At 69.0% G+C, this 11,483-nt stretch carries 11 protein-coding genes; 6 read left to right on the forward strand and 5 right to left on the reverse strand.

Annotated features, from left to right (window positions below):
- Positions 1 to 47: 47 nt before the first annotated feature.
- The gene (locus tag ACWGJ2_RS03575) at positions 48 to 1,532 is read right to left on the reverse strand and encodes a glycosyltransferase family 87 protein (protein WP_453344274.1); all 1,485 of its coding nucleotides are present in this window, start codon (positions 1,530 to 1,532) and stop codon (positions 48 to 50) included.
- 202 nt (positions 1,533 to 1,734) lie between these two features.
- Complete coding sequence (locus ACWGJ2_RS03580) at positions 1,735 to 4,401, reverse strand: transglycosylase domain-containing protein (protein ID WP_453344275.1); 2,667 nt, start codon at positions 4,399 to 4,401, stop codon at positions 1,735 to 1,737.
- 394 nt (positions 4,402 to 4,795) lie between these two features.
- Between ACWGJ2_RS03580 and ACWGJ2_RS03585 the strand changes: the two genes are divergently transcribed.
- Together ACWGJ2_RS03585 and ACWGJ2_RS03590 are read left to right on the forward strand one after the other, a co-directional pair.
- The gene (locus ACWGJ2_RS03585) at positions 4,796 to 5,461 is read left to right on the forward strand and encodes a helix-turn-helix transcriptional regulator (RefSeq protein WP_453344276.1); all 666 of its coding nucleotides are present in this window, start codon (positions 4,796 to 4,798) and stop codon (positions 5,459 to 5,461) included.
- 53 nt (positions 5,462 to 5,514) lie between these two features.
- A complete protein-coding gene (locus ACWGJ2_RS03590) occupies positions 5,515 to 6,597 on the forward strand; it encodes an inositol-3-phosphate synthase (protein ID WP_453344277.1) in 1,083 nt (360 codons plus the stop codon).
- Positions 6,598 to 6,698: 101 nt separating this feature from the next.
- On the opposite strand, the gene ACWGJ2_RS03595 is transcribed toward ACWGJ2_RS03590, so the two are convergent.
- From ACWGJ2_RS03595 to ACWGJ2_RS03605, 3 genes are all read right to left on the reverse strand, one after another.
- Complete coding sequence (locus ACWGJ2_RS03595) at positions 6,699 to 7,730, reverse strand: alanine racemase (RefSeq protein ID WP_453344278.1); 1,032 nt, start codon at positions 7,728 to 7,730, stop codon at positions 6,699 to 6,701.
- 72 nt (positions 7,731 to 7,802) lie between these two features.
- Positions 7,803 to 8,924: a lipid II:glycine glycyltransferase FemX gene (locus ACWGJ2_RS03600; RefSeq protein WP_453344279.1), complete on the reverse strand. Its 1,122-nt coding sequence runs from the start codon at positions 8,922 to 8,924 to the stop codon at positions 7,803 to 7,805.
- 211 nt (positions 8,925 to 9,135) lie between these two features.
- Entirely contained in the window at positions 9,136 to 9,438 is a 303-nt protein-coding gene (locus tag ACWGJ2_RS03605; protein ID WP_453344280.1) for a hypothetical protein, read from the reverse strand.
- A 259-nt stretch (positions 9,439 to 9,697) separates the two neighbouring features.
- Here ACWGJ2_RS03605 and rpsF point away from each other — a divergent pair, with 259 nt between their 5' ends.
- From rpsF to rplI, 4 genes are all read left to right on the forward strand, one after another.
- A complete protein-coding gene (rpsF, locus tag ACWGJ2_RS03610) occupies positions 9,698 to 9,988 on the forward strand; it encodes a 30S ribosomal protein S6 (RefSeq protein WP_453344281.1) in 291 nt (96 codons plus the stop codon).
- A 94-nt stretch (positions 9,989 to 10,082) separates the two neighbouring features.
- Positions 10,083 to 10,658 carry a single-stranded DNA-binding protein gene (locus ACWGJ2_RS03615; protein WP_453344282.1) on the forward strand — a complete coding sequence of 192 codons (576 nt, stop codon included), beginning with the start codon at positions 10,083 to 10,085 and terminating at the stop codon, positions 10,656 to 10,658.
- Between the two features lie 68 nt (positions 10,659 to 10,726).
- Positions 10,727 to 10,963 carry a 30S ribosomal protein S18 gene (rpsR, locus tag ACWGJ2_RS03620; protein ID WP_003978893.1) on the forward strand — a complete coding sequence of 79 codons (237 nt, stop codon included), beginning with the start codon at positions 10,727 to 10,729 and terminating at the stop codon, positions 10,961 to 10,963.
- 19 nt (positions 10,964 to 10,982) lie between these two features.
- Complete coding sequence (gene rplI, locus ACWGJ2_RS03625; RefSeq protein WP_453344283.1) at positions 10,983 to 11,429, forward strand: 50S ribosomal protein L9; 447 nt, start codon at positions 10,983 to 10,985, stop codon at positions 11,427 to 11,429.
- Positions 11,430 to 11,483: the final 54 nt, after the last annotated feature.

Raw genomic sequence — 11,483 nt, forward strand, 5'->3', positions numbered from 1 at the left:
CCCGCGCCCGGGACCGGGTCCGGGTCCGGGGCGGCGGGCGCCCGGACTCAGCGTGCCGGGGTTCCCCAGCGGACGTAGGTGCCCTTGCCCTCGAAGTGGGCCGTGCCCGCGTGCTCGGCACTCCGGCCCAGCGTGAACACGTCGGGTGCCCGGTCCAGGGCGCCGCCCCCGGGGTCGTCCGAGCCGTCCCTGCGCACCACGTCCCGCTCGGGCAGCAGCGCGTCGCGCACGATCACGGCGCACAGATAGAGGGTGCCGAGCAGGTGGACGAGGATCACGAGCTGGTAGCCCTCGGTGGGCAGGCCCTGGTGCTTGTCACCGCTGCCGGTGTAGGCGAGGTACATCCAGATGCCGATGAAGTACATGACCTCGCACGCCTGCCAGATGAGGAAGTCGCGCCACCGGGGACGCGCGAGCGCCGCGAGGGGGATCAGCCACAGCACGTACTGCGGCGAGTAGACCTTGTTGGTCAGGATGAAGAGGGCGATGACGAGGAAGGCGAGCTGCGCGAAGCGCGGGCGGCGCGGCGCGGCGAGCGCGAGCGCGGCGATCCCGGCGCAGCCGAGGACCATCAGGATCATCGCGTAGGCGTTGGCGTCGTCCAGGGGGTTGCCGGTGCGCTGGGAGATGATCAGCCAGATGGAGCCGAAGTCCACGGGGCGCTCCTGGCTGAAGGAGTAGAACTTCGACCAGCCCTCGGGCGCCAGCACCATCACCGGCAGGTTGACGCACGCCCACGCCCCGAAGGCCCCGCCCAGCGCCCGGCCGAACTCGCGCCAGCGGCCCGCGCGCAGGCACAGCACCAGCAGGGGGCCGAGCAGCAGCACCGGATAGAGCTTGGCCGCTGTGGCGAGCCCGATCAGCACCCCGGCCGCCAGGGGGCGTTCGCGTGCCCACATCAGCATCGCGGCGGCGGTGAGGGCGACGGCGAGCAGGTCCCAGTTGACGGTCGCCGTGAGCGCGAAGGCGGGCGCGAGGGCGACGAGGAGGCCGTCCCAGGGGCGGCGCCTGTGCGTACGGGCGACGCAGACGGCGAGCACCGCGGTGCACACCATCAGCATCCCGGCGTTGACCAGCCAGTAGAGCTGCTCCTGGTGCTGGAGGTCGCCGCCACCGGGCGTCAGCCAGGCGGCGATCTGCATGAACAACCCTGTGAGCACGGGGTATTCGAGGTAGTCCATGCCGCCCGAGACGCTCTCGGGGATGTGGTCGAAGTAGGGGATCAGCCCGTCGGCGAAGCCACGGCCCACGAAGAGGTGCGGGATGTCCGAGTAGCACGCGTGTACGTACTGGCTGGTCTGCCCCGAGAACCAACTCCCGCTGTAGCAGGGCAGCTTCTGCACCATGCCCAGCGCGTACATGCCCAGTGCCACGAGGGCGACGACCCGTACCGGCGTCCACCAGCCGGCCCCGGTGAGCGCGCGACGGCCCACGGGCCCGCCGATCAGCTCGCTGGCCGCGGCGGCGGTCTCGTCCTGCTCTGTGGGACGTACGGGAGCGGTGTCCTTGTCCGTGGGGTGCGCGCTCGTCATGGGGCACATCCTGCCGCATCATCCTGAGCGCCCGCGGAGGCACCGGGCGCGACCAGCGCGACCAGCGCGACCGCGACCACGGGCACCCTCCCCGTGGGGAACGGCCCGCACACGGGAAACGGGCCGCACGGGCGGAAGTCCGCCCGTGCGGCCCGTTCGGGGACCGCGTGCCGCTGGTGCTCGCGGCTGTTTCTCCGCGCGGCTATTCCTCCCTGCGGCTGCTGCCGTTCTGGCCGAAGATGCTGTTGCCGTCGGTGTCGCCGGTATCGCCGGTGTCACCGCCGCTGTCACCGGCCGTGCTGCCCTGATCGGAGCCTTGGTCGGTGCCCTGATCAGTGCCCTGGTCGGTGCCCTCGTTGCCGCTGGTCTGGCCCTCGTCCTGGCAGTCCCAGGGGTACTTGCAGCTCTCGCTGGGGTCGGGCGAGCCGGAGGGGGACGTCTCCGACTCGGTCGGGGTCGGGGACTTGGAGGGCTCCTCCTCCTCTTCCGTCTCGGTCGGGGTCGGCGTCGGGCTCGGGCTGGCGCCGTCGCCGTAGACCTTCTCGCCGATCGGCGCGGGCGTCGGGAAGTCCTTGACCGGCTGGCCCTTGAGGGCTTCCTTCATGTACAGCGTCCAGATGTCGGCGGGGAAGGACGCACCGTGGATCGAATCCTCGCCGCCCACGCCGTACATCTTCTTGAACTTCTGGACCTTGGCCTTGTCGTTGACCCGCCACATGCCGATCGCCGTCGACATCTGCGGCGTGTAGCCGGTGAACCAGGCCGACTTGTTGTCGTCCGTCGTACCCGTCTTGCCCGCCGCCGGACGACCCAGGGCCTTGGCCTTTGAACCGGTGCCGCTCTTGACCACGGTCTCCAGCACGTCGGTGACGTTGTCGGCGACAGCGGAGTCGAAGGCGCTCTCGGTCTTCTTCTCGTGCTTCCACTTGACGACGCCGTCCTGCTCCACCTTGTTCACGGAGTAGGGCTCGGCCTGGATACCGCTCTTCGCGAAGGTGCCGTAGGCGCCCGCCATCCGGATCGCGCTCGGCGCCGAGGTGCCCAGCGAGAAGGTGGGGGTGGTGCGCGCGAGGCTGTCCTCGTTGAGGCCCGCGTCGAGCGACGCCTGCTTCACCTTGTCGATGCCGACGTCCATGCCCAGCTGGATGTAGGGCGTGTTGACGGAGAACTGCATCGCGGTGCGCAGGCTGACGCGGCCCTTGTCCTCGTCACCGTCGTTGCGCTGGAGCCACTCGCCGCCGTCCTTGTCCTGCCAGGTGGTGCCGTCGTAGTTGAGCAGCTTCACCTTGTTGTTGCCGTTGTAGACACTCTTCGGCGAGACCGGGGTGCGCATGCTGGCGGGCTGCGTCTCCGGGCCCGAGGGGTCGCGCACGCCGTCGCGCATGGCCGCGGCCAGCACGAAGGGCTTGAAGGTCGAACCCACCTGGACACCGGTGTAGTCGGCGTTGTTGGTGAAGTGCGTGGTCGCGTCCTCGCCGCCGTAGATCGCGGTGATGGCACCGTCGCCCGGCTTCACCGAAGCGCCGCCGAACTGCACGTACTTGTCGACGTCGCGCTTCTCCGGGTCGATGTTCTCCTTCTTGACCTTCGCGACGGCCTTTTCCATCTGGGACGTCTGCTTCTTGTCGAACGTCGTGTGGATCTTGTAGCCGCCCTGCTTGAGCTGGCGGTCGGTGATGCCGCTCTCAGGGTTGTTGGTGATGTAGTTGTTGGCGAGGTCGACGAGGTAACCCGTCTGCCCCTTCAGCTCCATCGACTTCTTCGGCTGCTTGGGCATCGGGAACTCGGTGATCTTGGCCCGGTCCGCCTTGCTCAGCGCGCCGGTCGCCACCTCGCGGTCCAGCGTCCACTTCCAGCGCGCCTCGGCCCGCTTGGTGTTCTTCGCCGGTGTGGCCGCCGAACCGATGCCGCCCGCCGGGTCGTAGAGGTTCGGGCCGTTGACCGTCGCGGAGAGGAAGGCGGACTCGCTGGCCGTCAGGTCCTTGGAGTCCTTGCGGTAGTACGCCTGCGCCGCCGCCTGGATGCCGTAAGCGCCGCGCCCGTAGTACGCGGTGTTGAGGTACCCGGCGAGGATGTCGGGCTTGTCCTCCGACCACCCCACCTTGATGGAGATGAACAGCTCCTTGGCCTTGCGCGTCAGGGTCTGCGACTGGTCCAGGTACGTGTTCTTCACGTACTGCTGGGTGATCGTCGAACCGGACTGCGTCTCGCCGCCCGTGGCCATCTTGAACACGGCGCGCGCGATGCCCATCGGGTCGACGCCGCTGTCCTCGTAGAACGTCTCGTTCTCCGCGGAGATGACGGCGTTCTGCATGGACTCGGGGATCTGGGAGAGCGGCACGATCTGACGGTTCTGCTCACCGCCGCCCGCGACGACCATCTGGCTGCCGTCGGCCCAGTAGTAGACGTTCTTCTGCTGCTGGGTCGCCTTGTTCGGGTCCGGCACCTGCACGAGGGCGAGGGCGATGCCGGAGAGGCCCACGATCAGCCCTATGAAGGCCAGGCAGGAGCCCAGCACCTGTTTCCAGGAGGGGACCCAGCGCCGGGCGCCGTACTTGTCCGAACGGGGGTAGTCGATGAACCGCTTCTTGGGCGGCTCCCCACGGCCTCGGCCGCGCCCTCCCCTGGCCGCGGCGCGTCCTCCCGCGGCGGCTCCGGCCCCGGCCCCGGCGGCCGACGCGGCGCTCGCGTTCGCGGCGCGACGGCGACCGCCCCCGCGCTGTGCCGCTTTGCGCGCTTCAGCGCGGCTGCCGTACGAGGCGGGGGAGTCCGTGTCGCCTCGCGGCGACGCGGCACGGCGGCCGGATGACGGCGGCTGCGCTGCGCGTCGGCCGCGCCCCTGCGGCGGCTTTCGACGGTGCTCGCTCATGTGGAACAGCTACTCCTCGGGCAGGCGCTCGCGCCTGAAGGTGGCAGTTGACGTCTGGTCCCCCCGAGTACGGCCGCTCCACGTTCCCGGAACCGACCGCACTGCACCCAGGACGAGGACGCTCACACGCGTCGCACGGTTCCCAGTGGTGGTCTGCACAGCGGACAGACTACGCAGCTCCAAAACCCTTCTTAACCCACATTCACCTCAATTGACTCAAGTTGCCTGCGGTGAATCAGTGATGTGTATCCCCTCACCACGCTCCCCCTTGTCGTTCGCACGCCCCCGTCCTATCGTCGTGATGTATCGAGCCGATACATCAGCGCGACATAAAACCCCGATACATCGACGATGGACCGGGACACGGCAGTGGCTACGGAGGTGAAGGCGGACCATGAGCAGACGCTCCGGCATCCTCGAATTCGCCGTCCTCGGGCTGCTGCGCGAGTCGCCGATGCACGGCTATGAGCTGCGTAAACGGCTCAACACCTCGCTGGGCGTCTTCCGCGCCTTCAGCTACGGCTCGCTCTATCCCTGCCTCAAGACGCTGGTTCAGCAGGGGTGGTTGATCGAGGAGCCCGCGCCCCCGCAGGAAGACCCCCGCGCGGCGACGCTCGCCGGACGCCGGGCGAAGATCGTTTACCGGCTGACGGCCGAAGGCAAGGAGCACTTCGAGGAACTCCTCTCCCAGACAGGTCCTGACGCCTGGGAGGACGAGCACTTTGGCGTCCGCTTCGCGTTCTTCGGACAGACCTCGCGCGACGTACGCATGCGCGTACTGGAAGGCCGTCGCAGCCGCCTTGAGGAGCGGCTCGCGAAGATGCGCGCCTCCCTCGCCCGTACGCGCGAGCGCCTGGACGACTACACCCTCGAATTGCAGCGCCACGGCATGGAGTCCGTGGAGCGCGAGGTCCGCTGGCTCAACGAGCTGATCGAGAGCGAGCGGGCAGGGCGCGACCAGCGCGCGGACGCGCCGGACGAGCGCCAGTCAGAAGACACGGGCGGTGGGCCCCGGCACCCGGGTACGACCCCGCCGGATCCGTCCGACGACACCACCTGAGAGGCCCCGCAGACGAGCGGGACCCCATCGAGAACACACAGGGAGCAACCGGAATGGGTTCGGTTCGCGTAGCCATCGCAGGCGTGGGCAACTGCGCCGCCTCGCTGGTGCAGGGCGTCGAGTACTACAAGGACGCCGACCCGGACAGCAAGGTCCCGGGTCTCATGCACGTCCAGTTCGGCGACTACCACGTGCGCGACATCGAGTTCGTCGCCGCGTTCGACGTCGACGGCAAGAAGGTCGGCCTCGACGTCGCCGAGGCCATCGGCGCCAGCGAGAACAACACCATCAAGATCTGCGACGTGCCGCCGACCGGTGTCCAGGTCCAGCGCGGCCACACCTACGACGGCCTGGGCAAGTACTACCGCCAGACCATCGAGGAGTCCGACGCGGCGCCCGTGGACGTCGTCAAGGCGCTCAAGGACGCGCAGGCCGACGTGCTGGTCTGCTACCTCCCGGTGGGCTCCCAGGAAGCGGTCGAGTTCTACGCCCAGTGCGCCATCGACGCGGGCGTCGGCTTCGTCAACGCCCTCCCCGTCTTCATCGCGGGCACCAAGGAGTGGGCCGACAAGTTCACCGAGGCGGGCGTCCCGATCGTCGGCGACGACATCAAGTCCCAGGTGGGCGCCACCATCACGCACCGCGTCATGGCCAAGCTCTTCGAGGACCGCGGCGTCGTCCTGGACCGCACCATGCAGCTCAACGTGGGCGGCAACATGGACTTCAAGAACATGCTGGAGCGCGAGCGCCTGGAGTCCAAGAAGATCTCCAAGACGCAGGCCGTCACCTCTCAGATCCGCGACCGCGACATGGGCGAGGACAACGTCCACATCGGCCCCTCGGACTTCGTCGCCTGGCTCGACGACCGCAAGTGGGCCTACGTCCGCCTTGAGGGCCGCGCGTTCGGCGACGTGCCGCTCAACCTGGAGTACAAGCTGGAGGTCTGGGACTCCCCCAACTCCGCCGGCGTCATCATCGACGCGCTGCGCGCCGCGAAGATCGCCAAGGACCGCGGCATCGGCGGCCCGATCCTCTCGGCCTCCTCGTACTTCATGAAGTCCCCGCCCGTGCAGTTCTACGACGACGAGGCGCGCGAGCAGGTGCAGCTCTTCATCGACGGCAAGGTCGACCGCTGACCCACGGCCACCCGGCCTGACGGGCCGCACATACGGAAGGACCCCCGCGAGCCTCGCGGGGGTCCTTCCGTATGCGGGCGTGCTCCGCGTAAGGAACCGCGTCAGCGGTCCACCGTGCGGTCCGTCATCGTCGTCGTGTGCCGCAGGATGGCGGGCAGCTCCTCGCCCACCTTCGGCTCCGGCGCGTCGTCCGGGATGAACAGGATCGACACCTGCATGTGCGGCGGCTCGGCGAACCAGCGCTGCTTGCCCGCCCAGACGAACGGCGACAGGTTCCTGTTGACCGTCGCGAGACCGGCCCGCGCCACGCCCTTGGCCCGCGAGGTCATCCCGTGCAGCGCCTTCGGCGCCTCCAGGCCCACCCCGTGCGACGTCCCGCCCGCGACGACCACGAGCCAGCCGTCACCGGCCACCTTCTGCTGCCGGTAGCCGAACCTGTCGCCCTTGGCCACCCGCGTCACGTCCAGGATCGCGCCCCGGTACTCCGTCGAGTCGTGGTCCCCCAGCCACAGCCGGGTGCCGATGCGCGCCCGGAAGTTGGTCTGCGGGAACTGCTGCTGGAGCCGCGCGAACTCGTCCGGCTTCAGATGGCTCACGAACATCGTGTCCAGCGGCAGCCGCGCCGCGCGCAGCCGGTCCATCCAGCCGATGACCTCGTCCACCGCGTCCGAGCCGTCCGCGCGGTCCAGCGGCAGATGGATCGCGAAACCCTCCAGCCGTACCTCGTCGATCGCGGCGTGCAGCTTCGGCAGGTCGGCCTCCGTGACACCGTGCCGCTTCATGCTGCTCATCACCTCGATGACGACCCGCGCCCCGCGCATCAGCCCGACGCCCTCCACGGAGGACACCGAACGGATAGCGCGGTCGGGCAGCGGAACCGGTTCCTCGTCCTTGCGGAACGGGGTGAGCACCAGCAGGTCACCGCTGAAGAAGTCCTTCGTACGGGCCGCCTCGTAGGTCGTACCGACCGCGAGGACGTCCGAGCCGAAGCGGGTGGCCTCGTCGGCGAGCCGCTCGTGGCCGAACCCGTAGCCGTTGCCCTTGCAGACCGGGACGATCCCCGGGAACCGCTGGATCACAGACTGCTGGTGCGCCCGCCAGCGATCGGTGTCGACGTAGAGGGTGAGCGCCATGGCCGGTACGGAACCTTTCTGTTCGGGATGTGAGGGGCGGGCCCTGGGACGAGGCGGCGCGGAGGCCGGGCCTCAGCGCCGCGACATGTAGATGTCGAGCGCCTTGTGCAGCAGCTTGTTCAGGGGGAAGTCCCACTCACCGAGGTACTCGGCCGCCTGCCCGCCGGTCCCGACCTTGAACTGGATCAGGCCGAAGAGATGGTCGGTCTCGTCCAGCGAGTCGCTGATGCCGCGCAGGTCGTAGACGCTCGCGCCCAGCGCGTAGGCGTCCTGGAGCATGCGCCACTGCATCGCGTTCGACGGACGCACCTCGCGCTTGTGGTTCGCGGAGGCGCCGTAGGAGTACCAGACATGACCGCCCACGATCAGCATCGTGGCCGCCGCGATCCGCTCGCCCTCGTGCTCGGCGAAGTACAGCCGCATCCGGTTCGGGTCCTCGGAGTTGAGGACCTTCCACATGCGCTCGAAGTACGCCTTCGGACGCGGCCGGAACTTGTCGCGCTCGGCGGTGATCTCGTACAGCCGCTGCCAGTCGTCCAGATCGTCGAGCCCGCCCTGCACGACCCGCACGCCCGCCTTGTCGGCCTTCTTGATGTTGCGGCGCCACAGCTGGTTGAAGCCCTTGTGGACCTCGTCCAGCGAGCGGTTCTCCAGCGGGACCTGGAAGACGTAGCGCGGCTGCACGTCCCCGAAGCCCGCGCCGCCGTCCTCGCCCTGCTGCCAGCCCATGCGGCGCAGCTTGTCCGACACCTCGAAGGCGCGGGGCTCGATGTGCGTCGCCTCGACGTCCCGCAGCCGCGTGACCTCGGGGTCCTGGATGCCCTTCTTGATCGCGGCGGCGTCCCAGCGCCGGATCACCACGGGCGGGCCCATCTTCACCGAGAAGGCGCCCTGGTGCTTCAGATGCGCCAGCATCGGCTTGAGCCACTCCTCCAGGTTCGGCGAGAACCAGTTGATGACCGGCCCCTCCGGGAGGTACGCCAGATAGCGCTTGACCTTGGGCAACTGGCGGTACAGCACGAGTCCGGCGCCGACCAGCTCACCTGTCCTGTCGTCGAACCAGCCCAGGTTCTCCGAGCGCCATTCGCTCTTCACATCCGCCCATGCGGGCACCTGACAGTGGCTGGCCGACGGCAGGCTCTGGATGTACGCCAGATGCTGCTCACGGCTGATGGTCCTCAGGGTCAGGCTCATTGCGGGACGCTCCTCCGGCGTACTGTGTCGGGCACCCCCAGCCGAAGCTCTGGGGGAGGCTCGCCGGGAAGCCTACTGTGCCCCACACCGTCCCGTTCGGGCCGCACGCACACGGCCCCGGACCGCGCGCCGCTGAGCCTGACCCGTCGCCCATGCGTCGGCCCGGCGTCGGCCCGGTGTCGGCCCGGTCCGTGGGCCCCGCTCCGGCGCCTCAGCCGAAGAGCCCGCCGTGCGCCATGCCGAGATAGAAGCCCACCGCGGCGGCGCCGAGCCCGATGATCAGCACGAAGCGCTCCGAGGTCGTCGCCGAGATGAACTGGCCCCAAGCGCCGGTGATGATCCCGGCCAGCCCCGTCCACGCGCTGATCACGTTCAGCCCGTGCCACATCGCGGTGACGAAGGCCACCAGGCCCAGGACGAGGGTCGCGGCGGCGAAGGTGTTCTCGACCGGATGGGCCTTGCCGTCGGAGTTGAGGAGAGCGGAGAGAGGGTTACGCCGTACTGCCTGCGCCATGCGGACCTCCAGCGGTCGCTCCCGGGGCGGGCCCCCGGGGCCCCCGGAGCGGACGGGGCGAAGAGTAACCCCGGTCACACCCGAGAAGTCCAGATTGCGCCTACTCGGACCAGGATTTCAACCGGAAGCCGGGGGGCGGGTACTCTGGTCGGTCTGCACTGCCGTGTCCCCCCGGGACGTCCGCGCGGTGCGGTACGCATCACGACCCTCCTGCCACGGAACGACCGTGGCCGCTGAGTCCAGAGGAGGTGGGTTCCACATGCGTCACTACGAGGTGATGGTGATCCTCGACCCCGATCTCGAGGAGCGCGCAGTCTCCCCGCTGATCGAGAACTTCCTTTCCGTCGTCCGTGAGGGCGAAGGCAAGGTCGAGAAGGTCGACACCTGGGGCCGTCGTCGGCTCTCGTACGAGATCAAGAAGAAGCCCGAGGGCATCTACTCGGTCATCGACCTCCAGGCCGCGCCTGAGGTCGTCAAGGAGCTCGACCGCCAGATGAACCTGAACGAGTCGGTTCTGCGGACCAAGGTCCTCCGTCCCTCCACTCACTGAGCAGGCTTTTCGCAGCTCAGCGGTACCAGGGACCGAGTAGCAGCAAGCCACAGAAGCCACTAGCAGCCAGCAGCACCCCGCCGAGAGGTTCCCCATGGCAGGCGAGACCGTCATCACGGTCGTCGGCAATCTGGTCGACGACCCCGAGCTGCGCTTCACCCCCTCCGGTGCGGCGGTCGCGAAGTTCCGTGTCGCGTCCACCCCGCGCACCTTCGACCGGCAGACCAACGAGTGGAAGGACGGCGAGAGCCTGTTCCTGACCTGCTCGGTCTGGCGGCAGGCGGCGGAGAACGTCGCCGAGTCCCTCACCAAGGGGACGCGCGTCCTCGTGCAGGGCCGCCTCAAGCAGCGGTCGTACGAGGACCGTGAGGGCATCAAGCGCACGGTCTACGAGCTGGACGTCGACGAGGTCGGCGCCAGCCTCCGCAACGCCACGGCCAAGGTCACCAAGACCAGCGGCCGGGGCGGTCAGGGCGGCGGCTTCGGCGGCGGTGGCGGCCAGGGTGGCGGCGGCTGGGGCGGGGGCCCCGGCGGCGGCCAGCAGGGCGGCGGCGCTCCCGCGGGTGACCCGTGGGCCACGGGCGCCCCGGCCGGCGGCAACCAGGGTGGCGGCGGTGGCGGCTGGGGCGGCGGCTCCGGCGGCGGCTACTCGGACGAGCCGCCCTTCTAGTCCGTTTCCACGGGCTTCGGGGCAGCGCTCGACAGCTACACACTTCTTGAAACTCACTGGAGAGAGACATGGCGAAGCCGCCTGCTCGCAAGCCTAAGAAGAAGGTTTGCGTGTTCTGCAAGGAGAAGATCTCCTACGTCGACTACAAGGACACGAACCTGCTGCGGAAGTTCATTTCCGACCGCGGCAAGATCCGTGCCCGCCGGGTCACCGGCAACTGCACCCAGCACCAGCGTGACGTCGCCACGGCCGTGAAGAACAGCCGTGAGATGGCGCTGCTGCCCTACACCTCGACCGCCCGATAAAGGGAAGGGTGACTGACCAATGAAGATCATCCTTACCCACGAGGTCTCCGGCCTCGGTGCCGCGGGCGACGTCGTCGAGGTCCGTGACGGCTACGCTCGCAACTACCTGATCCCGCGTGGCGTCGCCATCCGCTGGACCAAGGGTGGCGAGAAGGACGTCGAGCAGATCCGCCGCGCTCGCAAGATCCGCGAGATCGCGACGATCGAGCAGGCCAACGAGGTCAAGGGTCGGCTGGAGGGCGTCAACGTGCGCCTGAAGGTCCGCGCCGGCGACCAGGGCCGCCTGTTCGGCTCGGTGACCCCCGCCGACGTCGCTTCGGCGATCAAGGAAGCGGGCGGCCCCGAGGTCGACAAGCGCCGCATCGAGGTGGGCACCCCGATCAAGACCCTGGGCGCGCACCAGGTCTCGGTCCGGCTGCACGCCGACGTGGCCGCGAAGCTGGACGTCGAGGTCGTCGCGGGCTGACCAGCCCCGACGCACGTCGACCGGCACCGACGGCCCCGGCCGACGGTACGCACG

Source organism: Streptomyces sp. NPDC054796 (genome assembly GCF_053611545.1).